The 23,404-nt window shown below is 67.1% G+C and carries 21 protein-coding genes and 1 tRNA gene; 11 read left to right on the top strand and 11 right to left on the bottom strand.

The window, feature by feature from the left end; translation table 11 throughout:
- Nucleotides 1–33: 33 nt before the first annotated feature.
- Both DSX2_RS15080 and DSX2_RS15075 read right to left on the bottom strand, forming a co-directional pair.
- Nucleotides 34–969 (bottom strand): YceI family protein, encoded by a 936-nt coding sequence (locus DSX2_RS15080; RefSeq protein WP_020881860.1) that lies wholly within the window; start codon nucleotides 967–969, stop codon nucleotides 34–36.
- 66 nt (nucleotides 970–1,035) lie between these two features.
- On the bottom strand, nucleotides 1,036–2,229 hold the full coding sequence (locus DSX2_RS15075) for a PQQ-dependent sugar dehydrogenase (protein WP_020881859.1): 1,194 nt from the start codon (nucleotides 2,227–2,229) through the stop codon (nucleotides 1,036–1,038).
- A gap of 239 nt (nucleotides 2,230–2,468) precedes the next feature.
- On the opposite strand from DSX2_RS15075, the gene pyk reads away from it, so the two are divergent.
- Complete coding sequence (gene pyk / locus DSX2_RS15070) at nucleotides 2,469–3,890, top strand: pyruvate kinase (protein ID WP_035042954.1); 1,422 nt, start codon at nucleotides 2,469–2,471, stop codon at nucleotides 3,888–3,890.
- 48 nt (nucleotides 3,891–3,938) lie between these two features.
- Nucleotides 3,939–4,943 (top strand): tRNA glutamyl-Q(34) synthetase GluQRS, encoded by a 1,005-nt coding sequence (gluQRS, locus tag DSX2_RS15065; RefSeq protein WP_020881857.1) that lies wholly within the window; start codon nucleotides 3,939–3,941, stop codon nucleotides 4,941–4,943.
- Nucleotides 4,944–5,030: 87 nt separating this feature from the next.
- On the opposite strand, the gene DSX2_RS15060 is transcribed toward gluQRS, so the two are convergent.
- From DSX2_RS15060 to DSX2_RS15030, 7 genes are all read right to left on the bottom strand, one after another.
- Nucleotides 5,031–6,452 carry a multiheme c-type cytochrome gene (locus DSX2_RS15060; RefSeq protein WP_020881856.1) on the bottom strand — a complete coding sequence of 474 codons (1,422 nt, stop codon included), beginning with the start codon at nucleotides 6,450–6,452 and terminating at the stop codon, nucleotides 5,031–5,033.
- 24 nt (nucleotides 6,453–6,476) lie between these two features.
- Complete coding sequence (locus DSX2_RS15055; RefSeq protein ID WP_020881855.1) at nucleotides 6,477–7,070, bottom strand: NapC/NirT family cytochrome c; 594 nt, start codon at nucleotides 7,068–7,070, stop codon at nucleotides 6,477–6,479.
- A gap of 101 nt (nucleotides 7,071–7,171) precedes the next feature.
- Nucleotides 7,172–8,008, bottom strand: coding sequence for a transposase (locus DSX2_RS15050; protein ID WP_152512975.1), 837 nt, complete (start codon nucleotides 8,006–8,008; stop codon nucleotides 7,172–7,174).
- An 11-nt stretch (nucleotides 8,009–8,019) separates the two neighbouring features.
- Nucleotides 8,020–8,673, bottom strand: coding sequence for a nitrite and sulfite reductase 4Fe-4S region (locus tag DSX2_RS15045; protein WP_020881853.1), 654 nt, complete (start codon nucleotides 8,671–8,673; stop codon nucleotides 8,020–8,022).
- A 31-nt stretch (nucleotides 8,674–8,704) separates the two neighbouring features.
- The gene (locus DSX2_RS15040; RefSeq protein ID WP_020881852.1) at nucleotides 8,705–9,022 is read right to left on the bottom strand and encodes a cupin domain-containing protein; all 318 of its coding nucleotides are present in this window, start codon (nucleotides 9,020–9,022) and stop codon (nucleotides 8,705–8,707) included.
- 80 nt (nucleotides 9,023–9,102) lie between these two features.
- Nucleotides 9,103–10,416, bottom strand: coding sequence for a 4Fe-4S binding protein (locus DSX2_RS15035; RefSeq protein WP_020881851.1), 1,314 nt, complete (start codon nucleotides 10,414–10,416; stop codon nucleotides 9,103–9,105).
- A gap of 216 nt (nucleotides 10,417–10,632) precedes the next feature.
- Nucleotides 10,633–10,708: transfer RNA gene (locus tag DSX2_RS15030), tRNA-Asn, on the bottom strand.
- A gap of 243 nt (nucleotides 10,709–10,951) precedes the next feature.
- Between DSX2_RS15030 and lysS the strand changes: the two genes are divergently transcribed.
- From lysS to DSX2_RS14985, 9 genes are all read left to right on the top strand, one after another.
- Nucleotides 10,952–12,457, top strand: coding sequence for a lysine--tRNA ligase (gene lysS, locus DSX2_RS15025; protein WP_035042944.1), 1,506 nt, complete (start codon nucleotides 10,952–10,954; stop codon nucleotides 12,455–12,457).
- A gap of 240 nt (nucleotides 12,458–12,697) precedes the next feature.
- Nucleotides 12,698–13,933 (top strand): lipoprotein-releasing ABC transporter permease subunit, encoded by a 1,236-nt coding sequence (locus DSX2_RS15020; protein ID WP_020881849.1) that lies wholly within the window; start codon nucleotides 12,698–12,700, stop codon nucleotides 13,931–13,933.
- Nucleotides 13,926–14,630 (top strand): ABC transporter ATP-binding protein, encoded by a 705-nt coding sequence (locus DSX2_RS15015; RefSeq protein WP_020881848.1) that lies wholly within the window; start codon nucleotides 13,926–13,928, stop codon nucleotides 14,628–14,630. Before DSX2_RS15020 ends, DSX2_RS15015 begins: the two co-directional genes overlap by 8 nt.
- Nucleotides 14,605–17,361, top strand: a complete 2,757-nt coding sequence (gene bamA, locus DSX2_RS15010; protein WP_020881847.1) for an outer membrane protein assembly factor BamA — start codon at nucleotides 14,605–14,607, stop codon at nucleotides 17,359–17,361. Before DSX2_RS15015 ends, bamA begins: the two co-directional genes overlap by 26 nt.
- Nucleotides 17,362–17,414: 53 nt before the next feature.
- Complete coding sequence (locus DSX2_RS15005) at nucleotides 17,415–17,945, top strand: OmpH family outer membrane protein (protein ID WP_020881846.1); 531 nt, start codon at nucleotides 17,415–17,417, stop codon at nucleotides 17,943–17,945.
- Nucleotides 17,946–17,949: 4 nt separating this feature from the next.
- Nucleotides 17,950–18,993, top strand: a complete 1,044-nt coding sequence (lpxD, locus tag DSX2_RS15000; protein WP_020881845.1) for a UDP-3-O-(3-hydroxymyristoyl)glucosamine N-acyltransferase — start codon at nucleotides 17,950–17,952, stop codon at nucleotides 18,991–18,993.
- Nucleotides 18,983–19,453, top strand: coding sequence for a 3-hydroxyacyl-ACP dehydratase FabZ (gene fabZ, locus DSX2_RS14995; protein WP_020881844.1), 471 nt, complete (start codon nucleotides 18,983–18,985; stop codon nucleotides 19,451–19,453). Before lpxD ends, fabZ begins: the two co-directional genes overlap by 11 nt.
- Nucleotides 19,453–20,301 (top strand): acyl-ACP--UDP-N-acetylglucosamine O-acyltransferase, encoded by an 849-nt coding sequence (gene lpxA, locus DSX2_RS14990; RefSeq protein WP_020881843.1) that lies wholly within the window; start codon nucleotides 19,453–19,455, stop codon nucleotides 20,299–20,301. The genes fabZ and lpxA overlap by 1 nt, the downstream gene beginning before the upstream one ends.
- A 16-nt stretch (nucleotides 20,302–20,317) precedes the next feature.
- On the top strand, nucleotides 20,318–21,148 hold the full coding sequence (locus DSX2_RS14985) for an LpxI family protein (RefSeq protein ID WP_020881842.1): 831 nt from the start codon (nucleotides 20,318–20,320) through the stop codon (nucleotides 21,146–21,148).
- Here the strand turns inward: DSX2_RS14985 and DSX2_RS18920 are convergent.
- Together DSX2_RS18920 and DSX2_RS14975 are read right to left on the bottom strand one after the other, a co-directional pair.
- Nucleotides 21,131–22,948 carry an HD domain-containing phosphohydrolase gene (locus DSX2_RS18920; protein WP_020881841.1) on the bottom strand — a complete coding sequence of 606 codons (1,818 nt, stop codon included), beginning with the start codon at nucleotides 22,946–22,948 and terminating at the stop codon, nucleotides 21,131–21,133. The genes DSX2_RS14985 and DSX2_RS18920 overlap by 18 nt on opposite strands.
- Nucleotides 22,945–23,325, bottom strand: coding sequence for a response regulator transcription factor (locus tag DSX2_RS14975; protein WP_020881840.1), 381 nt, complete (start codon nucleotides 23,323–23,325; stop codon nucleotides 22,945–22,947). The genes DSX2_RS18920 and DSX2_RS14975 overlap by 4 nt, the downstream gene beginning before the upstream one ends.
- Nucleotides 23,326–23,404 lie beyond the last annotated feature (79 nt).

Raw genomic sequence — 23,404 nt, 5'->3', positions numbered from 1 at the left:
TCCCCCGTGCCTTAGCCCGGCCCGGGCCAAGGCTCAAGGGGTGACGAGCTCCGCGTTCAGGCTGACCGACACGGAGACGTCGTCGTAGACCAGGTGGTAGCCGAGGAAGCGGTAGAGCCTGCCTGAGCCGTAGTCCGCGCCCCAGAGCGTGCGGTCGAGGTCGAAGTGGGCCTCGGCCGTGAGCAGCCCCTCGTCCGTGCGCGCGAACGTCGCGGGAAAGCAGAGGGGGCGGGTCACGCCGCGCAGTTCGAGGCGGGCGTGGACCTGCCGGTTGGGCGTGCCCGGCGTGGCCGAGGGCAGGGGGACAGTGTCCGTGATCTCGAGCCTGGCCTTGGGGAAGAGGGCGGTGAGGAAGAAGTCCTCGGAGCTCAGGTGCGTGACGAGCAGCGTGTTCAGCTCGGGATCCTCGAGGTCATGGTTGCGCAGGGAGGTCATGTCTACCCGCACCGTGCCGCGCATGGTCTCGGGCTCGAAGACCAGCTCGCCCGACTCGATGGCGGCGGAGCCGTGATGGCGGTTCTTGCGGTTGCGGCCCACCCATTCCAGGGAGCACTCCCCGGGCCGCAGGCGGTAGGTTCCGGGCACGGGCTGCAGCACCGCCGCGTCGACGAGCGGCACGGCGGCCGCGCCGCCTTCCAGCGGCAGTCCGGCGCGCTCCCAGGCTTCGATCCCGCCTTCCAGGACGAGCACGTCCCCGTAGCCGAGGGCCGCGAGCTTGGCCGCTGCGGCATGGCTGTCGCGCGAGCCCTCGCCCGCGCCGTACACGGCCACGGTGCGCGCGGGATCGGGCGCTGCCTTGGCCACCAACTGGGGGAAGATGACCTCGTAGACGCAGGTGCAGGCCGCGCCGGGCAGGCGCTTGGCGGCGTGGACCTCGGGCGGCAGCAGGCAGAGCACGGGCAGTTTGGGCTCTGCCGCTAGGCGCTCGGCCAGCTGCCGGGCGGGGACGAACGTAGTGGATGGGGACATCGGGACCTCCTGGGGACTTGGCTGAATGTCGAGGCCCCATATTTCCGGGACCTTCCGCGAGGAAGCCTAGGGTGCGGGAGCGAGCCGCAGCAGCCGGTCGCCGCCCTTGCGCCCCGGCCCGTAGGCGTCCGTGGACGAGGTCAGGACGTAGAGCGCTCCGTCCGGTCCGCTCGCCACGTCCCGCAGGCGGCCGTACACGCCCTTGAGCAGGACCTCCTGCTCGGTGACCTTTTGACCTGAAAAACGCACGCGCACGAGCCGTTCTCCTACCAGGCAGGCGAAGAAGAAGTCGTTCGTCCAGCCGGGAAGGAGGCCGCCGCGGGAGAAGCAGGCCCCCGAGGGGGCCACGGCGGGCGTGTATTCGAGCACGGGTGCCAGCGTGCCCGGCCTGGTCTGCGTGTGATGGACCAGGGGCCAGCCGTAGTTTGCCCCGGGCTTGACGATGTTGATCTCGTCCCCGCCGCCCGGGCCGTCGAAGCCCGAGGGGCCGTGCTCGGTCTGCACGACCATGCCCAACACGGGATGGATGGCCATGCCCTGGGAATTGCGGTTGCCGTATGTATAGATCTCCGGCCGGGCATCCTTTCTGCCGACGAAGGGGTTGTCCTGGGGCACGCCTCCGTCGTCGGAAAGGCGCAGGGTCTTGCCGTTCAGGTCCATGAGGTCCTGGGCCCGGCGTCCCTGTCCCCGGTCGCCGATGGTCACGAGGAGCGTCCCGTCCGGGAGGAAGAGCAGCCTGCTGCCGAAGTGTATGTGCCTGTTGCCGTCGGGCGCGCCCGGAAAGATGATCTTTTCGTCCGCGAGCCCCTCGTCCGTGAGTCGGTAGCGTGCCACGCGGGTCATGCTCCCCTTCGGCGTGGGGGCGACGTAGGTCAGGAAGAGCTGGTGGTTGCGCGCGAAATCCGGATGCAGGGCGATGTCGAGCAGCCCGCCCTCGCCGCGCGCATCCACCTCGGGCACCCCGGAGAGCGCCCCCGGCCGGAGCCCGCCCTCTTCGACGACGCGGATTCTGCCCGCCCGTTCCGTGACCAGGATGCGGCCGTCCGGCAGGAAGGCCATGCCCCAGGGGCTTTGGAGCCCCTCGGCCACGACCTGGACGTGGAAGTCCTGGCGTTCGGAATGCATGATTTCGGTGTCGGGCGCATCCTTGGACCTTGCGAGCCAGTCCCAGGACGCGGCCGGGGCGGGCGCGGAAAGGCAAAGGGTGCCCGCCAGGACGACGGCCAGGGCGATGCCGGTAATGAGCGGATGGCGCAGCATTTCGTCGTTTCTCCTCAGGGGGCGGTCTGCGGCGTTGAGGCGGGTGCCTTCGAGGGAAAAGACCCCGCAGCCTGACGATACTACCGCAACCGGAAGGGCGGGCAAGGTATTTTATCGTCGCGGCCGGGAGGTGAATTCGTGCGGGAAGTATGCTAGGCAAGCTGACTGACACGACGTGAACGCGCATCCGGCGCGAAACAGTTTTCGGAAAGCTTTTTCGGAGGATGAAGATGGACCCCATGCGGACCAGGATAGTGGCCACGCTCGGCCCCTCGTCGACTGACAGCACGATCATGCGCGCCATGGCCGAGAACGGCGTGCGCATCTTCCGCCTCAACTTCTCCCACTCCACGGCCGAGAAATTCATCCCCGTGGTCCAGATGATCCGCCAGATCGAGGACGAGATGGGCGTGCCCCTGACCGTGCTCGGCGACCTCTGCGGCCCCAAGATCCGCATCGGCGAGGTCCAGGGCTCGCCCCTGACCATCGAGAAGACCTGCCTGGTGGAGTTGGCCCTGACCGGCGAGATGCCCCGCGGCGACGCCTGCGCCTTCATCACCGTGGACGTGCCCGAGGTCCTGAAGGGCCTCTCCGAGGGCATGCCCGTGACGCTCTCCGACGGCATGCTCCAGTTCGACGTGGAGGAGGTCCTGGAGCCGGACAGGCGCTTCCTCCTGCGCGCGCACAACTCGGGCCTCCTGACCTCGCACAAGGGCATCGCCTTCCCCGGCAAGTCCCACCCCCTGCCCGCGCTCACGGACAAGGACCGCGTGGACCTGCACGAGGGGCTCGAGATCGGCATCGACGCCTTCGCCATCTCCTTCGTCCAGTCGCGCAAGGACATCGAGGACATCAAGGAGGAGATCGCCAGGCACGGGCTGTGGGTCCCTGTGGTGGCCAAGATCGAGCGCCAGAACGCGGTGGAGAACATCGAGTCCATCCTCGAGCTCGCAGACGCGGTCATGGTGGCGCGCGGCGACCTGGGGCTCGAATGCCCGCTCTCCGAGGTCCCGGTGATCCAGAAGAAGATCATCCGCGCCTGCCGCCACGCCCAGAAGGGCTGCATCGTGGCCACGCAGATGCTCCTCTCCATGGTCAACAACCCCGTGCCGACGCGGGCCGAGGCCACGGACGTGGCCAACGCCGTGCTCGACGGCGCGGACTGCATGATGCTCTCCGAGGAGACGGCGGTGGGCCAGCATCCGGTGGAGGCAACGGCCTTCATCCGCGACATCGCCAAGAACGCGGAGGCGTACTTCCTCGAGCGGGTGCAGGGCCCCTACGCGCCGCGCAAGGAGAAGAACCTCGTCAAGTACATGGCCTATTCCGCCTGCCTCCTGGCCGAGACGGCGGACAGCTCGGCCCTGGTGGCCCACTCCACCAGCGGGGCCACGGCGCGGCTGCTCTCCAGCCGCCGTCCCGCGCACCCCATCTACGCCCTGACCACGAGCAAGCCCGTGCAGCGCTACCTGAACTTCTTCTGGGGCGTGCGGCCGCGGCTGGCGGACACCTCCCTCGAGAGCCACCTCGAGCGCGCCCAGAGTTGGGTGAGCAAGAGCCCGCTCTTCACGTCCGGCGAGAACGTGATCATCACCTCGGGCCAGCCTTCGGCGGGCCAGTCGCGCATCCACACCAACACCATCAAGGTCTTCTACAAGTAGCCGTCCCGGCCGGGCCGCTGCGGCCCGGCCTGCCCAAGCCCCATCCCCATGACGAACACGAGCGGAAACGGCGCGAAGCTCCCCAGGGGCCGCTTCGCGCCGAGCCCCACGGGCTTCATCCACCTGGGCAACGCCTGGTCCTTCCTCCTGGCCTGGCTCGCCTGCCGGAGCCGGGGAGGGCAGATGGTCCTGCGCATGGAGGACCTGGACCCGCAGCGCTCGCGTCCCGAGTTCGCGCAGGCCATCCTGCGCGACCTCTCCTGGCTCGTCCTGGACTGGGACGAGGGACCCGACAAGGGCGGGCCGCACGCGCCCTACGTCCAGAGCGGGCGCTCCCATCTGTACGAGGAAGCCGTGGCGCGGCTTCGGGCCGAAGGGCTCGTCTATCCCTGCTACTGCACGCGCAAGGAGCTGCGCGCCCTGGCCTCGGCTCCGCACGCGGGCGAGGCGGGTCCCGCCTATCCCGGCACCTGCGCCGGTCTCTCGGAGGAGGAATGCCGTGCGCGCGAGGCCTTTGGCCGCCGTCCGGCCCTGCGGCTGCGCTGTCCGCCGGGAGAAGGCGGCGAGGAACGCTTCGTGGACCTCGCGCGCGGCGAGCTCTGCCTCTCGCCCGCCGGGCTCGGCGACTTCGCCGTGCGCCGCTCGGACCACGTCTGGGCCTACCAGCTCGCCGTGGTCGTGGACGACGCGGCCATGGGCGTGACCCAGGTGGTGCGCGGCGAGGATCTGCTCGACTCCACTCCCGGCCAGGTGCGGCTCTTTCGGCTGCTCGGCCACGTCCCGCCTGAGTTCCTGCACGTCCCGCTGCTCGTGGACGAGGAGGGCGAGCGGCTCGCCAAGCGCCATGCCAGCCTTACCCTGGCCGCCCTGCGCGAGGCGGGCGTCGCGCCCGAGGCGGTGGTCGGCTGGCTCGGCCGAGCCGCGGGCTTCCTGCCCGCGCCTGCACCCTGCGCCGCGCGCGACCTCCTGCCCCTGTTCGTGCCCGGCCTCCTGCCGCGCGGCCCCGTGACCGTGCCCAAGGACATCCTGGAGCGCCTGCGCGCCCTTTCCTGAACGGCGAAGGACCTCCCCGGCAACGAAAAACGCCCCCGCGCATCATGCGCGGGGGCGTTCGTCGTCTTCAGGCCTGCGGCCCTTGGGCTACTGCTGCTTCTTCTCGAACAGGATCGCGGGCTTGTTCGGGTCGCCCGTGGCGTTCGGGAAGGGCTTCTGGAGGTAGGCCTTCTGGCCCGTGGAGATCAGGTGCTCGGCCTCCTGCATGAAGGTCACGAGATGGTGCTTGCACTCGTAGAAGCCGTGCCACCAGGCGTAGTCCGGGGCCATCATGGCCGAGCCCATGCGCGCCCGCCTGCCCTCGTGGTGCCACAACTCGTAGTACTCCCACTCCAGCGCCTCGTCGAAGAGGTCCTTGTCGGACAGGAGACCCTTCGAATACAGCTCGTCGAGCTTGGCCTTGACCGGCTTGAAGTAGACGGTGTCGTACTCTTCCACCGTCTTGTCCATGTCCTTGTAGTGGTCGTTGATCCAGGCGTCGCTGTGGCACTGGCTGCAGATCTGCTGCATGTTCTTGCGCGCCGTCTGCCAGTCGATCTTGGCCGGGAAGGGCTTGAAGTCCTGCGGCCGCACGGTGGTGGGCGCCTGCAGCTCCCAGGAGAGCCGCTCGGTGACGTCGTGCGTGGTCAGGACCTTGCCGGAGCCGGACATGTGGCAGGCGGCGCAGGTAGGCGTGCGGTAGTCCACGCCCGCGGTCCAGGTGCCGGGAGCGGCGTCGAAGTTGTAGGTGCTCTTGAAGGCGGTGTAGATCGCGCCGTGCTTGGACTCGGCGTAGATCTCCATCTGCGGGTGGTCGGGGCCGAGGTGGCACTGGCCGCAGGCCTCGGGCTTGCGCGCCTCGGACACGGCGAAGCGGTGCCTGGTGTGGCAGGAGGTGCAGCTGCCGAGCGAGCCGTCGAGGTTCACCCGGCCCACGCCCACGTTCGGCCAGCTCTTGGGATCGATCTTGCCGTCCTTCACCGAGATGATGGTTCCGTGGCAGGTCCAGCAGCCGGTCTTGCGCTCGTTTTCCGAGTTGAAGCCCTGGTTCAGCCAGGGGTCGATCTTCCAGAGGATCTCCAGGGTGTGGGCATGCTTGCTGCGCGAGTACTGCTCGACCTCGTCGGGGTGGCAGCGCGAGCAGTCCTTGGGCGTGACCACGGTGGCGATGGGCACCTCGTACTGCTTCTTGCCGTAGGGCATGTCGCTGCGCGAGTAGTACTTGGCATGCTCGGTGGCCACGTCCTTGTCGCCCGGCTGCGCCAGGTGGCAGTCCAGGCAGCTGATGTTGGCCGAGGCGTGACGGCTCATGGCCCAGTCCGAGAAGATGCCGGGCGTGGTCGCCTTGTGGCATTCGATGCAGGCCACCGCCTGTTCGGACATGCCCCGCGCTATGCGGAATTCCTTGGGCTTGGAGAAGTTCCTGCTCCCGTTGCCCTGCGCCTGGGCCTGGGCAAAGGCCACGCCCGCGCAGGCCAGGGCAAGCCCTGCAACCAGGAGCATCACTTTGGGCCACGTTCCGGATGACATTGTCCTTCCTCCTTTCCGCATGGGTTACTGCACGCTCAGAACGGCGGCCGAACGCAGGCCACGGGCCTGGTAGGGAAGCCGGTCCCTTCCGTTGGCGTAGGCGGCCCTCTCCTCGTGGACCAGCCTGTAGTGACAGTCTGTGCAGCGCCGCTCCTTCTCCCCGGGGCGGGGGTAGAGGACGCTTCTGTGCGCGAGCATGGCGCCGCGGCTCGTCGGTATGTAGAGAATGTCCTTGTGGCACTTCAGACAGTTCTCGTTGTCCATGGTCCGCCAGACGTTTTCGCGCGCTTCCTGGGCGTCGTAGGCGTCCGCCCCGTGCAGCACGTGGGCGGTGACGTCCTTGAGCCCGTGGTAGGTCTTCATGATGAAGAAGGAGGCGGTGTCCTCGGGACGCGGCAGGTGGCAGTCCATGCAGCGCGCCTGCAGGCCGCGGCTGTTGGCCGCGTGCGGGGATGTCCGCCACTGCGAGACCGCGGGCGAGATCTCGTGGCACGAGCCGCAGAACTCGGGCGTGGAGGTCACGGCCATGGCCCGCATGGTGCCGATGAACAGCGGGAAAGCCACCACCACGCCGACGAGGACGAGAACGAGGGGCTTGAGCCACGCGCGGGGCGCCATAGAGGTCTCCTTTCTCCCGGCCGTGGCCGGGGCGCTGGTCAAGAGTTCATGACTGAGTATGGCGAGAATACGGAAAAAAGACGGGAGGTGGGATTAGAAAATCAGTGTGCGCGTTTTGACACCAGGGCGCACAGCGCGTCGGAGAGGACCGGGTAGAGGGAATCGCCGCGCAGGTTGTAGCGCAGCTCCATCTCCTTCAGGTAGGGCAGGGAGGTCTCGGGCGCGAGGCAGTGGTAGCGGGCGAACCACTGCTCGGCGAAGGCGTAGAAGCCCGTCTCCTCCATGCGCAGGGGGCCTTGCGTGAACTTGGCCTGGAACAGGCTGCGGGCCGTGCGGCAGCAGCAGAAGATGAGTCCGTCCCACTCCTGCATGGGGCCGGAGAAGACCAGGGTGCGCCAGGTCTTGAGCTCGAGCGGCATGGTGAATACCGCCTGGGCCTTGAGGCGCGGGATGACCCGGAGATGGGCGCCGTTGCCGTTCTCGCGCACGCCGAGGACCGGAGAGCGGCAGGTGAGGCACAGCGGCCGGTCCTCCTCCACGTTCACCCCGGGGCAGAAGCGCAGGGCGTCCCCCTTGTCGTCGAGCAGGCGGCGGCCGTCGTCCGAGGCCGCGGTCACGGCCAGCCTGATGGTGGAGTAGGCCTTGAACACCGTGGGATAGGTCAGGCTCAGCCGTTCTGCCGCCTCGCGCGGGGGCAGGCCCTGCTCGAAGTAGTGCAGGATTGCGTGCCAGTACTCCGCCGGCAGGCCGCCGCGGTTGATGAAGCGCAGCGAGAAGCGGTGGTAGGTGTAGCCGCAGCCGGAACAACGCAGGCGGCCGCCCTTCAGCGCGTAGCTCTGCGCCGTGCCGCAACGGGGGCAGTCCGGCGGGCCGCACAGGTCCTGGAAGTATTTGTGAGCCTCCCCGGCCGCCCTGGGCGGCGGAGGAGGCGGGGGCATGCTTGCGTCGTTCACAATCCACATTCCCGTTTCAAGGCGTCGAGTCCCATGCGTTCCACGAAACGGGCAGTTCTGATTTTCTTGGGGGCTTTGTCTATATAAATATGAAGCACACGGGCGGCGAGGTCAAGCGCTTCCTCGTCCGAGAGCTTGTCCGCCAGCACGTCGCCCACGCGCGGGGCGATACCCGCGTTGCCGCCGAAGACGAGGGTCCAGCCGGAACGGCGGCCGACGAGGCCCAGGTCGCGCACCATGCTCTCGCCGCAGCAGCGCGGGCAGCCGGAGACCCCGGCCTTGACCTTGGCGGGCAGGTCAAGGGAGACGAGCAGCTCCTCCAGGCGGCGGCCCACCTCCATGGAGTCGCGCAGGCCGAACTCGCAGACGTCCGTGCCCGGGCAGGCCTGCACGTAGTGCGGCGTGAATCCGGCCATGTCGCCGAGCATCCCGCGGGCCGCCTCCATGTCCTCGGGCGGGAGCCCGGAGAGCAGGAAGCGCTGGCCCGAGGTCAGCTTGACGTAGGGGATCTCGAAGCGTCGGATGACCGCGGCCATCCGCTCCAGCTCGTCCGCGCCCATCATGCCGAGGGGGGTGCGGGGCTTGACGCCCAGCACCTTGCCCCCGCGCTGCATGATGGCGCCCTTGGGAATTTCCACGTTCGCCTTCAATGAATTCTCCTGTCAGTCTGAGCCGTTCGCGTTAGAGCGTGGGGGCGATGGTGACCATGACGCGCATGCGCGTGGCCGCGCGGATGCCGTGCGGCTCCGCGATGTCCGCGATGAGCACGTCGCCCGCCTTGGCCGGGATCGCCGCCCCGTCCTTGCCCAGGAACTCGCCCTCGCCTTCCACCACCAGGATGGAGAGCTGGCCCTCCACGTCGTGGTTGTGCACGGGCAGCTCCTGCCCGGGCTCGAAGTTGAAGTTCAGGATGCGGAAATAGGGGGAGTCGTGCACCAAAAGCTTGCCGAAGCCCTGGGGCTTGAAGGTTCCCTGCTCGAAAATGTTGATCGTCTTCATGGTGTCCTCCAACGTGGTTTCATAACATCATTCACGAGAAAGAGGGTAGGGCGGTTTTCCCCCAAGTACATTGACTTGGGTCAAATCCGCGCGACTGCCAGGAAAACCGCGTGCAGGGCCACGGCCAGGGCCAGGAACGCGGCCCGCGCCCGCGGCGCGGCGACGCCGGGAAGCGTGTAGCCCAGGTGCTGCTCGCGGCAGGCGGGCAGGCAGTCGCCGCACAGCGTGCAGGAAAGCCCGGGCCTGCCTCGGGCCAGATCGGCCGGACCGAGGGCGCCGTAGCGGCAGGTGCGGGAACACGCCCCGCATTGCGTGCAGCCCTCGGCGATGCGCATCCGCCAGGGTGAGAGGCGGCCGAGCAGATTGCCCACGAGGCCCATGGGGCAGAAGGTGGTGCAGTGGACCATGTAGCCCAGGCGGCGCGAGGTGAAGAGCATGAGGTAGAGCCCAGCGAGGCCGAAAAGCGCGGCCGGGACCAGGGCCGCGAGCGGCTGGACCCCGGCGGCGCGAAGGCCGAGCGCCGCACCCGCGGCGAGGACGAGCGAGCCGCCCCGGCCGAGCCACAGCAGTCGGCCCGGCAGACTCCTCGGCTTCTTCCCGGAGAGCAGCGCGGCGTTGCCGTCCCAGGCGCCGATGTAGCACAACCAGCTGCACCAGGCAGGCCCCAGGAGCAGCACCGAGGAGGCGAAGAGGATGGGCATGAACAGGCCGTCGCCGCGATAGAGCGGCCCGGCCACGATGAGCGCGGGAACGGGCAGGTGCAGGCGCCCGGTCATGAGCATGTGCGGCACGCCGACAAGGCCGAGCACGAGCTGGGCGAAGAAGACGGCCGAGAAGAGGCCCCAGATGCGGGGGCGCAGCCGCGCCGCGGCCCTGGGCTCCCGGACGAGCCCCGCGACGAAGGAGGCGTAGGCCGCCACGGCCGCGATCTCGATCCAGCCCGAGCCGGGCAGGAAGCGGTCGGCCAGGAGCACCGGGAAGGGGCTCTTGGCCCGGGCGATGCCGAGCAGGGCCGCGCAGATCACGGCCGCCGCGCCGCGCGGCGCGGACCATTCCCGGTCGCGCGAGAACCAGCGCCCTCCCGCCGGGCCCAGGAGCAGGCCGAGGGCCAGGAGGGAGGCGGCGATCACCGCCGCCATGATCAGGACCATGCGCAGCCAGGGCAGACCGGCGGCCAGGCGGAAGAGGAGCATGTCGCGCGCGGCGGCGGCCAGGACGAAGGCCCCGAGGCCGAGCGCCGCCGCCGCGGGCCAGCGCAGCCAGGCACGGCGCGTGAACAGGGCGGCCGCGAGGACAGCGAGGGCGGCCGTCGCGCCCCAGGCGCCGCCGCGAAGGCAGTGCGCAGCGAAGACGAGCAGGGAGAAGAGGGTGGTGGCGAGCATGGATGCGGTCATAGACAGTACTCCTCGGCCATCCGCTAGCATCCGGCGAAAGGGCTGTCCTTGACCTGGGTCAAATCCGAATCGGGAAGCGGCGATTCCTGCCCCCCGAAACGCCCAGGGCGCGGAACGGTCGCGGGGTGCGGCCGATTCGGGTAGGAAGTGGCAATTTTGGGTAAGCAACGAAAAAGGCCGGTGAGGTATTTAACCCTCACCAGCCTTGGATTTTCGTGGCTCCCCGGGGGTGACTCGAACACCCAACCTAATGATTAACAGTCATCCGCTCTGCCGATTGAGCTACCGGGGAACATCCGTGCTCGCGGAGGAAAGCCTTTACTCAAATCCGGCCCCCAACGTCAAGTGCCGGGGCGACTTTTTTTGCCCTTCAGCCTTCGCATCCCGCCAGTCTTGACGTTGGGATCGAATGCGCATACCCAAGGCGGGTTCACCGATACACCATTGGAGTTCTCAGTTGAACGACAGCACCGGCAAGTCGCCGAAGCCCATTAAGCTCAAGGTCAAGTCGCCCACGGTCGAGCGCTTCCAGCCCATGCTGCAGGCCCTGGCCGCCAAGGACGAACTCAACGAAGTCATCAAGGGACGCGTGGAGAAGGCCGTCCTGCTCGAGGACGACGGCGTCTCCCTGTTTCCCAACGACAAACGGAAGGACACCGACGTCGGCCGCATCTGGGAGACGTACAACGAGACCCCGGCCGAGGAGCTGGAGACGCTCGCCGAGCGTTTCGCCCTGGCGGGCCGCATCGTCTCGCTGCGCTCCTTCGGCAAGGCCGCCTTCTTCCACCTGCAGGACTCCACCGGCCGTATCCAGGTCTACGCCCAGCGGGACGACCTCGGCGAGGCCGCGTACAGCGTCTTCAAGAAGCTCGACGTGGGCGACATCGTGCGCGTGCGCGGCGGGCTTTTCCGGACCAAGACGGGCGAGCTGACGCTCAAGTCCGAGGAGCTGGACCTGCTCACCAAGTCCATGCGCCCCCTGCCCGAGAAGTACCACGGCCTGACCAACGTGGAGACCCGCTACCGCCAGCGCTACGTGGACCTCATCGTCACGCCGCGCGCGGCCGAGATCTTCCGCAAGCGCACGAAGATCGTCTCCGAGATGCGCCGCTTCCTCGACGCCAAGGGCTTCATGGAGGTCGAGACCCCCATCCTGCAGTCCATTCCCGGCGGCGCCACGGCCAAGCCCTTCGTCACGCACCACAACACGCTCGACATGCGCCTGTTCATGCGCATCGCGCCCGAGCTGTACCTCAAGCGCCTGCTCGTGGGCGGCTTCGAGCGGGTCTACGAGATCGGCCGCCAGTTCCGCAACGAGGGCATCTCCACGCAGCACAACCCGGAATTCACCATGTGTGAGTTCTACTGGGCCTACGCCACCTTCCGCGACCTCATGGACCTGACCGAGAACCTCTTCGCCCACCTGGCCCAGGAGGTCTGCGGCACCACGCGCATCACCTACCAGGGGCAGGAGGTCGACCTGACCGCGGGCACCTGGCAGCGCCTGACCTTCCACGAGTCGCTGGAGAAGATCGGCGGGCTCACGCCGGAGTTCTACAACGATTTCGACGCGGTCAAGAAGTACGTCACGGAGAAGGGCGAGAAGGTCTACTCGGGCGATCGTCTGGGCAAGGTCCAGGCCAAGCTCTTCGACATGCACGTGGAGCCCAAGCTCATCCAGCCGACTTTCATCTACAGCTATCCCACGGACATCTCTCCGCTCTCGCGCCGCAACGAGCAGAACCCGGAGGTCACGGACCGCTTCGAGCTGTTCATCACCGGCCGCGAAATGTCCAACGCCTTCTCCGAGCTGAACGACCCCGTGGACCAGCGCAGCCGGTTCATGGAGCAGGTCAGGGAGAAGGAGGCGGGCGACGAGGAAGCCCACTACATGGACGAGGACTACGTGCGCGCCCTGGAATACGGCATGCCCCCGGCGGCCGGGCAGGGCATCGGCATCGACCGGCTGGTCATGCTGCTCACGGACTCGGCCTCCATCCGCGAGGTCATTCTCTTTCCCCTCCTGCGCCCCGAATCCTAGGCACGGGAGGGGCCGCCGACGTGCGCCGAGGCCGTCCATTTTGGGCTGGCCCTCGGACATGCTTGGTGCTACAAGGCGCCGTGTGTTTGCGGCCGTGTGTTTGTGTATGATCCGCAGATGTTTCGCGTATCCTGACGAGGCTTGGTTGCAGCAGACCATCGATCTGAAGCCCTTACGGGCGCGCCTGGCGGCGGGAATCCGGTTGTTCGGGGATTTCCGCCTTTTTTGCGGGGCGCCCGCATGAAGACCGGACGGTTCGAGCTCTTCATCGCCCTGCGCTACCTGCTGTCGCTCAGGCGCCAGGCCTTCATCTCCCTCATCAGCCTCTTCGCCGTGCTCGGGGTCTGCCTCGGCGTGGCCTCCCTGATCGTGGTCATGGGGGTCATGAACGGCTTCTCCCACGACCTGAGGGAAAAGATCGTCGGCGTCACCTCGCACGTCATCGTCGGCAGCTTCCGGGGCGCCATCAAGGACTATCAGGACGTGGCCGAAAAGATCGCCAAGGTCCCGGGAGTGGATGCCGTCACGCCCTTCGTCTACGCCGAGGTCATGCTGTCCAACAACAGCGGGGTCAAGGGCGTCATCCTGCGCGGCATAGAGCCCAAGAGCGCGGCCAAGGTCTTCGCCATCCAGAAGGACATGGTCGCCGGATCGCTCTACGACCTCGACCAGGGGGGGCCGTTCCCCGGCGTCGTCGTCGGCCGCGAGCTGGCCGAACGCCTGGGCCTGCACCTCGGCGCCCGCGTGAGCCTGCTCTCGCCCACGGGCGAGAAGTCCGCGGCAGGCTTCACGCCCAAGATCAAGTTCTTCACCGTGGTCGGCATCTTCCGCACCGGAATGTACGAGTACGATTCCTCCCTGGTCTACGTCTCCAAGTCCGCGGCCCAGGACCTGCTCGGCATCGACGGCGACCTGGTCACCGGCCTCGAGGTGCGCCTGAAGGATCTCGACCAGGCCGCGAGCGTGGGCGACGCCATCCGCTCGATCATCGAGTACCCGCTGTGGGTGCGCACCTGGATGGAGATGAACGCCAACCTCTTCGCGGCCATGAAGCTCGAGAAGACGGCCATGTTCATCATCCTCGCGCTCATCGTGCTCGTCGGCTCCTTCAGCATCGTCACCACCTTGGTCATGCTGGTCATGAAGAAGACCCGGGACATTGCGGTGCTCATGTCGCTCGGCCTGTCCGAGTCGCGCATCAGAAAGATATTCATGCTCCAGGGGACGATCATCGGCGCCGTGGGCACCGTGCTCGGCTTCGGCCTGGGGCTTCCCGTGGCCTTCCTGCTGCGGAAGTACGAGTTCATCAAGCTGCCGAAGAACGTCTACCCCGTGGACTACCTGCCCATCCGGCTGGAGACCTGGGACCTCGTGATCATCGGCCTGGCCTCGTTCCTGCTCTGCTTCCTGGCCACCCTCTATCCGGCCAAGCGCGCCTCCTCCCTGAACCCCACGGAGGCCCTGCGCTATGAATAGCCTGCGCGAGCCCCTGTACGAGCTGCGCGGCGTGGTCAAGGAGTTCGCCGGACCGACCGAGACCGTGCACGTCCTGCGCAACATCGAGGCGAAAATCTTTCGCGGAGAGGCCCTCGCCATCTTGGGCGCCTCTGGCTCTGGCAAGACGACACTCTTGCATCTTTTGGGAACTCTCGATACCCCTTCGCGGGGAGAGATCGTTTTCGAGGGGAGAGATTTAGCCGGACTTTCCACCGGGCAGCGGGCCGCTTTCCGCAACCGCGAGCTCGGGTTCGTCTTTCAGCAGCATCATCTGCTCCCGGAATTCAGTACCCTGGAAAACGTCGCCATGCCCGGCCTGATCGCCGACCTGCCCTGGAAGGAGGCCCGCCGCATGGCCGAGGAGGCCCTCGCCCACGTGGGGTTGTCCCAGCGTGCCGATTTCGCCGTGACCACGCTCTCCGGAGGGGAGCGCCAGAGGGCAGCCATCGCGCGCGCCGTCCTGCTGAGCCCGAAGGTGCTCCTGGCCGACGAGCCTACCGGCAGCCTCGACGAGGCCACCGGCCGCAGTGTGGGGGACATGCTTTTGCAACTCAACCGTGAACTCGATATGACGCTGGTCGTTGTGACGCACAACCTGGAACTGGCCAGCAAGATGGACAGGCAACTGGAACTGCACGCCGGAGAGCTCAATGCCCACACTCCCTGCCCGATCTAATCCCGCTCGCGCGCTGCTGCTCGCCTTTTCGCTGCTCGCCGCATCCTTCGCTCCGTCCACCCTGTGCGCCCAGCCATCGGCCCTCGGCTCCGCGCCGGGCGTCGACGCGCCGCGGCTGCTCATCCTGCCCTTCGCGGTCAACGCCGGGCCCGACCTGGCCTACATGCGCGACAGCCTGCCCAAGCTCCTCAGCGACAAGCTCAAGGAGCAGGGTTTCGAGGTCGTCTCCCAGGACGAGACCGCGAACCTCGTCAAGTCCAAGGGCGCGACCACCTTCGACGACAAGACCATCCGCGAGCTGACCCTGCTGGCCAAGGCCCAGGACGCGGTCTACGGGACGTTCTCCCAGATCGGGGACACCCTGAACCTGGATCTGCGCATCGTGGACGGCTTCGGCGCCAAGCCCGATCAGACCGTTTCCGTGACCAAGAAGGGATTGATCAACGTCCTGCCGGCCGTCGAAGAGGCCGCGCAGCACGTGCGCATGGCCCTCATGCACAAGGACGTGATCGCCGAGGTCACGGTCGAGGGGCTCAAGTACCTCGATCCCGACGTGGTGCTCATGCGCGTGAAGATGCAGAAGGGCGACATCTACGATCCCCAGACGGCCAACAACGACCTGCGCGAGGTCTTCAACCTCGGCTACTTCGACGACGTGAAGATCGAGGTCCAGGACGAGCCCGAGGGCAAGAAGGTCATCTTCAAGGTCCAGGAGAAGCCGCGCATCGCTGCCATCAGCGTGCAGGGCACGGACGCCGTCTCCGACAGCGACATACTCGAGGTCATGGGCACCAAGACCGGTTCGGTCCTGAACCTGAAGATCCTCTCCGACGACCTGAACAAGATCCGCGCCCTGTACAAGAGCAAGGGCTACTATCTGGCCGAGGTCACCTACCACCTCGACGAATCGCAGAAGGGCACGGCCCGCTTGGTCCTCGACGTCAAGGAGGGCCAGAAGCTCTACATCCGCAAGATCACCATCAAGGGCGCCCACCAGCTCGACGAGGACGACCTGAAGGGCGAGCTGGCCCTGTCCGAGCGCGGCATGTTCTCCTGGATCACGGGTTCGGGCATCCTGAAAGAGGAGATGCTCGATCGTGACGCCGCAGTGCTCGAGGCCTACTACGCCAACCGCGGCTTCATCGACGCCAAGGTAGCGCCGCCCACGGTGGAGTACAAGGAAGACGGCATCTACATCACCTTCACGGTGGAGGAGGGCGACCGCTACAAGGTCGGCACCGTGAACATCGAGGGCGACCTCATCGAGCCCAAGGAGAAGCTCCTCGAGCACACCAAGCTCGACGACCTCGCCAAGGACGACGATTATTTCGACCGCTCAGTGCTGCGCGACGACCTGCACAGATTGAACGAGTTCTACGCCAACTTCGGCTACGCCTTCGCCAAGACCGAAGTCCAGTCCGAGGTCGACCGCGACGCCAAGCGCATCAACATCACCTACGAAATCCAGAAGGAACAGAAAGTATACATCCGCCGCGTGCTCGTGGAAGGCAACTCCAAGACGCGCGAGAACGTCATCAGGCGCGAGATGCTGCTCGGCGACGGGGACAAGTTCTCGGGCCAGAAACTCTCGCGCTCCTCGGAGCGACTGAACAAGCTCGGCTACTTCAAGACCGTTGACATCGAGACCGTGCCCACCGGAGATCCGGCGCTCATGGACCTCAAGGTCAAGGTCGAGGAGAAGCCCACCGGCAGCGTCAGCGCGGGCGTGGGCTACTCGAGCGTGGATCAGTTCTTCGTGGGCGCCACGGTGCAGGAGAAGAACCTCTTCGGGCGGGGCTACACCCTGGCCGTCTCCGGCACGCTGGGCGGCGTGAGCCAGAACTCGACCGTCACCTTCATCAACCCGAGCGTCAACGACACCAAGTGGTCGTGGTCCAACTCCATCTACCTGCGCAAGTACAACTGGGACGACTACGAGCAGTCCACCATCGGCGGCCGCACGGGCGTGTCCTATCCCATCGGCGAGTACACGAGGGTGTCCGCCGGCTACTCCCTCGAACGCTTCGACATCTACGACATCGACGACGATTCGGCGGCGCTGCTCAAGGAATTCAAGGGCGTCAACTGGTCGAGCACCGTGGACGTCGGCGCGACCCGCGACACCACGGACGACAACTTCATGCCCACCAAGGGCACGGTCAACAAGGTCAACATGTACTATGACGGCGGTCCGCTCGGCGGCACCACGAGCTTCGTCAAGTACGTCTACAGCAGCCACTGGTTCACGAAGCTTTTCGCCGGCACCATCTTCCACGTTCACGGCCAGATCGGCTACGTGGGCGAGAACGTCAACGGTGACGACGTCCCGCCCTGGGAGCGCTTCTACCTCGGCGGCATCGACACCGTGCGCGGCTACTCGGGCAACAAGATCTCCCCGCGCGACGCGGCCTCGGACGACCGCATCGGCGGCAACAAGGAGCTCTTCTTCAACGTGGAGTACTTCTTCCCCATCGCCAAGGAACTCAACATCTGGGGCCTGACCTTCTTCGACATGGGCAACGCCTGGGACGACGGCCAGTCGTTCTTCTACGACACCAAGCAGGAAGGCGGCTCCAATCTGCCGCTCGGCATGTACAAGAGCGTGGGCCTGGGCATGCGCTGGAACTCCCCCTTCGGCCCGCTGCGCATCGAGTACGGCTATCCGCTGGACAAGCTGAGCCACAGTTCCAGCACCGGCCGCATCGAATTCAAGATCGGCGGCGCCTTCTAGGCGCCCGGAACGCACTAACGACGTACGAGTCAAACAATCAAGGAGTATATGGTATGCGCAAAGTCATCGGCCTTGCACTCTTCTGCCTCCTGGCCCTGCAGGCCCCGGCCTTTGCCGAAGGGCTCAAGATCGGCGTGGTCAACCTGAAGTCGGTCGTCGAGAAGTCCGAGCCCGGCATGGCGGTGCAGAAGACCCTCCAGGCCAAGTTCGAGAAGATGAAGGCCGACATCGAGAAGCAGAAGGGCGACATCGAGAAGATGCGCGACGACATGCAGAAGCAGAGCATGGCCATGACTCCCGAGGCCCGTCAGGACAAGGAGATGGCCTTCAAGCGCCGCGTGCGCGACTACCAGGACACGGTCATGGCCTACCAGCGCCGGATGAAGTCCGACGAGCAGGAGGCCACCACCCCGGTGCTCGAGATGCTCTCCGACGTGGTCAAAGACTACGCCAAGCGCAACAAGTTCACGGTCATCCTGGACGCTGCCGGGCCGCTGAACAACGTGCTCTACTACGACGATTCCGTCGACGTGACCAACGACGTCATCTCCGCGCTGAACACGGCCTGGAAAAACAAGAAGTAGGCGTATGCGCATCACATTGTCCGAGCTGGCCTCTCGGTTCGGGCTTCGGCTCGTCGGGCAGGATCGCGAGATCCAGGGGGTCAACACCCTGGAGAAGGCGTCCCCCGACGAGTTGAGCTTTCTGGCCAACCCCAAGTATGCCCCTGCGCTGAAGACCACGCAGGCGGGCTGCGTCATCGTGTCCGAGAAGCACGCCGGTGACGTGCCCTGCGCGCTCGTCTCGGACAATCCCTACCTGAGCCTGGCCCGCATCGCCACGCTCTTCGCGCCGCCGCAGGGCTGCCAGGGATCCGGGACGAGCCCGCTGGCCTTCGTGCACGAGGAGGCCTCGGTCTCGCCCGAGGCCGTGGTCTATCCCTTCGCCTTCGTGGGCCCGCGCAGCCGTGTCGCGGCCGGGGCGCGCATCTTCCCCCACTGCTACGTAGGCGAGGAGTGCGAGATCGGCGAAGGGACCACGCTCTACCCCGGCGTGACGCTCATGGCCGGGGTCAAGCTCGGCCGAGGCGTCATCTGCCATCCCGGCGCCGTGCTCGGTTCGGACGGCTTCGGCTATGCGCAGGGGCCGGAGGGACTGGTCAAGGTGCCCCAGATCGGTCCCGTGGTCATCGGGGACGGCGTGGAGGTCGGCGCCAACGCCACCGTGGACCGCGGTTCGCTCGGGACCACGGAGATCAGGAGCGGGGCCAAGGTCGACAATCTCTGCCAGATCGCGCACAACGTGCGCATCGGCGAGCACTCCATCCTGGTCGCCCAGGTCGGCGTTTCGGGCAGCACGACCATCGGTCGCGGCGTGATCCTGGCGGGGCAGGTCGGGGTGGTGGGGCACCTGGAGATCGGCGACGGCGCCATCGTGGGCGCGCAGTCCGGAGTGGGGCAGAGCCTGCCCGCCGGGGCGCGCGTCAGCGGCTCTCCGGCCTACGACCACGGCGCGTTCCTGCGCAACGCCGTTCTCCTGCCGAAGCTTCCGGAACTGGTCAAGCGCGTGAACGCGCTGGAGAAGGAAATTTCCGAATTGCGCAAGCGAGGGACAGACGACAATGACGGTTGAGAACGCAAACACGCTTCCCATCGATGTCCGGCAGATCATGCAGTACATCCCGCATCGCTACCCGTTCCTGCTCGTGGACCGGGTGGTGGCCTGCACCCCTGGCGAATCGCTCGAGGCCATCAAGAACGTGACCATCAACGAGCCGTATTTCCAGGGACACTTCCCCGGCCTGCCGGTCATGCCGGGCGTGCTCCAGATCGAGGCCCTGGCGCAGGCCGGAGGCATCCTCGTCTTCCGCAGCTTCGACCTCGACATGACCGACAAGATCTTCATGTTCACGGGCATCGAGAAGGTCAAGTTCAGGCGCCCCGTGGTGCCCGGCGACCAGATCGTGCTTCGCCTGGACGAACTCAAACGCAAATTCCAGCTCTTCAAGATGCGCGGAACCGCCCTGGTCGACGGCGAAGTCGTGACCGAGGCGGCCCTTTCCGCCGCCCTTGTGAGCAGGGGGGATATCTAGTGGCTACCAGCATCGACGAAACCGCCCGCATCCATCCCGGCGCCAAGCTCGGCGCCGACGTGGTCGTGGGCCCCTACTGCATGGTCGGGGACAACGTCGTCATCGGCGACGGCACCGTCCTCGAGGCCTTCGCCCAGGTGAAGCCGTACACCCGCATGGGCGCCAACAACCACATCCACTCCTACGCCATCATCGGCGGCGAGCCGCAGCACCTCGGCTTCAAGGGCGAGGAGACGTGGGTGGAGATGGGCGACGGCAACATCGTGCGCGAGTTCGTGACCATCCACCGCGGCACGGTCCAGGGCCACGGCAAGACCGTCATCGGCTCGCGCTGCCTGCTCATGGCCTACGTGCACATCGCCCACGACTGCATCCTCGGCGACAACGTCATCATGTCCAACGCGTCGAGCCTCGCCGGCCACGTGACCATCGGCGACGGCGCCATCGTCAGCGGCATGAGCGGCGTGCACCAGTTCGTGCGCATCGGCGAGTTCGCCTTCCTGGGCGCCATGGGTGGCTTCGGGCAGGACATCCCGCCCTACACCATCGCCACGGGCGTGCGCGCCAAGCTGCACGGTCTGAACAAGATCGGGCTGCGTCGCCGCGGCTTCGACCGCGACACGATCACCGCGCTCAAGCGGGCCTACCGCAAGATCTTCCGCTCGGACATGATCCGCGAGGAGGCGCTCGAGGAGGTCCAGGAGAGCCTGGGCCACGTGCCGCAGGTCATGAAGCTCGTGGAGTTCGTCAAGAACAGCCCGCGCGGCGTCACCCCGTCCGCGCGCACCGGGACCAACGGCCTGCCGGCCGAGGACGGCGACGTCAACGACGGCGACTCCGACGAGTAGCCGGAGTTCCGGGCACATGGCCGAGACGGTCGGAATCATCGCGGGCGGCGGGCAGTTCCCGTTCCTGGTCGCCGAGGGCGCCAGGGCGGAGGGCTGCCGCGTGGCCGCGGTGGGTTTTCCCCGCAACACGGACCCCTCCCTCGCGTCCCGCGTGGACGCCTACCAGGAGCTGCGCCTCGGCCAGCTCGGCAAGCTCATAGCCTTCTTCCGCGCCCAGGGCGCGCGCCGGGTGATCATGGCCGGGAGCGTGAACAAGGCGCGGGCGCTCGATATCCGGCCGGACCTGCGCGCAGCCAAGCTGCTCTTCCGTTTGGCAGGCAAGGGCGACGACGCCCTGCTCCGGGCCGTGGCGGAGGAGCTCGAGGCCGAGGGCTTCCAGGTGGTTCGGGCGCACGAGGTGGTGCCGGGGCTGCTCACGCCCGAGGGCGTGCTCACGCGCCGCTCGCCGAGCGAGGAGGAGTGGGCGGACATCCGCTTCGGCTGGCCCATGGCCAAGCGCATCGGCGAGATGGACATCGGCCAGACCATCGTGGTCCGCAAGCAGGTGGTCGTCGCGGTGGAGGCGCTGGAGGGCACGGACGTGGCCGTGGAGCGCGGCTGCACCCTGGCCGGGCCGGGCGCCGTGGTGGTCAAGGTCTTCAAGCCGGGCCAGGAGGAGCGGGTCGACCTGCCTTCCGTGGGCCTGCGCACCATCGAGCTCCTTGCGCGGCTTCAGGCGGGCTGCCTGGCCGTGGAGGCCGGCCGGAGCCTCTTCTTCGACCGCGACGAGGCGCTGGCCATGGCGGACAAGGCCGGGCTCGTCGTGGTCGGCATCGGCGCCTCCTTCCCCTCAGGCGCTTCCGAATAGACCGAGTCCCTTTCGTTCATCGGCCCGGAAGGCGGGCAGGTGGCCGCGCAGTCCGGCGGCCGAGCCGTCCTTCAGCGCCGCGCCGAGGGCGTCCGCCTGCGCGGTGATCTCCTCGATGCAGGTGCAGAAGAGCTCGACCATTTCGTGGTCGATGCGGCCTCTCTCGGCCTCCTCGCGCAGGATGGCCAGGGCCGCGTCGCGCGGCTGCGCGGGCTTGTAGTGGCGGGCCTGGGTGATGGCGTCGTAGATGTCCGTCACGGCCAGGATGCGCGCCTGCGTGCAGATCGCTTCCCGGCGGAGCCCCTTGGGGTAGCCGGAGCCGTCCAGCCGTTCGTGGTGCTGCTGGATGATGGTCAGGAGATTCTTGTAGTTCTCGGTGAAGGGGATGTGCTGCAGGATGCGGAAGCTCTTCTCCGGATGGCGCTCGATCTCGCGGCGCTCCTCGCAGGTCAGGTTGCCCGAGGGGATGAGCAGGGCTTCCATCTCTGCGGGGGTGAGGAGCGGCATGGCGTACTGCGGCGAGCCGACGCGGTGGTTGCCGAGCCCCCTGACGAAGGTCGCGTCCTCCTCAGAGAGGGAGGGGGCGGCGTTGATGCGTTCCAGGCGCTCGAAATCCGCGCGCCAGTCCCCCTCGCTCATGGCCCCGTGCAGGGCCAGGCGGATGGCGATGATGTCCATGTTGCGGCCGGAGAGCCGCCGGTTCTTGGTCAGCACCTCCTCGCGCACGCCGATCTTGCCCACGTCGTGCAGCAGTCCGGCGTAGAATATCTCGTGCAGCTCCGTGTCGCTGAAGGCGATCTGGGCGAAGGGGCCGTCCTGTCCGTTCATCTGCCGCGCCAAGGCCACGGAGAGGCTGGCCACGCGCAGGGAATGGCCCGCCGTCATGGGGTCCCGGGCGTCGATGGCCGCCGCCAGGGCCTGGAGCAGGGCGTCCATGAGCACGCGCGTGCCTTCGTAGTGGTAGGCGTTGCCCATGGAGGTCGCCGCTGCCGCGGCGATGGTGGTCATGCGCTTCAGATGCGCGGCTTCGAAGGCGCCGGATTTGGTCGAGGCCAGGACCAGCGAGCCCACGAGAAGATTCGGGGAGACGAGGGGGATGACGAGCAGCGAGTTCAGCGAGGGGACCTCGTTGTCCCAGCGCGGATCCAGGGTGAGTTCGTTGACGATCTCGCCGCAGCTGCGTCCCATGGCCTCCCGGTAGAGGCGGCTCGTGCGCACGTTGTGCAGGGCCGCTTCGGAGGCCGGGCCGAAGGAGTCCACGTGATGACCGCTGCCGCTGCGCGACTCGGTGATGAAGACCATGCCCATCTCCGCTGGGATGGCGCCCCTGCGGCACTCCATGATGAAGGCGCGGGTCACGTCGCGCAGGCGCAGCGAGGTGTTCAGGTGCTGCGTGGCCTGGTGCAGGAGCTCGATCTCGCGGTACTTGTCCAGGGTCTCGGCGGTCATGCTGCGCCGTCCGCATTCCGAGAGGAGCAGCTCCTCCAGGGCGCGTCGCAGGAGCTCGGCCAGGTCGCCCAGTCCCGCCAGCTCGCGCGGCGAGGTTCCGCTCGGCGCATAGAAGCAGAGCTTGCCTCGCTGCGCGTTGTCCCAGCACAGCGGCACGCAGAGGGTGGGATCCTCGCTCGGCGCCGCCAGGCCCGCCTCCTCGCCCGACCAGATGAAGGCTCCCGCCTGCTCGAAGACGGCCATGCGGGTGCCCTTGGGGGCCAGGGCCAGGGCGCCGTCCATCAGGGGACGGACGCGCGCGGGCTTGAGGAGACGCTTGAGGGAAAGCATCCGGGAGGTGTCGGGCCTCATCCCCGGAGAAGCTCCTTGGCGACTTCGAGAACCTTGTCGGGATCGAAGGGCTTGGTCAGGTACATGCAGGCGCCGGCGTCCAGGCCGTGCTTTCTGTCCGCCTCCTGCCCCTTGGCCGTGAGCAGCACGATCTTGACCCCGGAAAGGGCCGGGTCGCTGCGCACCTGGCGACAGACCTCGTAGCCGTTCATCTTCGGCATCATGATGTCGAGAAAGACGACGTTCGGTTTTTCCCGGGAGATGATGCCCATGCCCTCGACACCGTCGCCTGCGGTGAGGATGTCGACGCCGAAGTCGTCCTCGAGTTCCTCGAGCGTCTGCTCGAGGAGCATGCGGATGTGCACCTCGTCGTCGACCACCAGAATCGTTCCAGACATCATCTTCTCCTTCGCAGGCCTGGCGTGGGGCGCCCGGGAATGGTCCCGGAGTCAGGAATGGGCGCGATCGTATCCATTC

Source organism: Desulfovibrio sp. X2 (assembly GCF_000422205.1).
Lineage (GTDB): Bacteria > Desulfobacterota > Desulfovibrionia > Desulfovibrionales > Desulfovibrionaceae > Alkalidesulfovibrio.
This window is presented reverse-complemented; position numbering and strand designations above follow the sequence as displayed.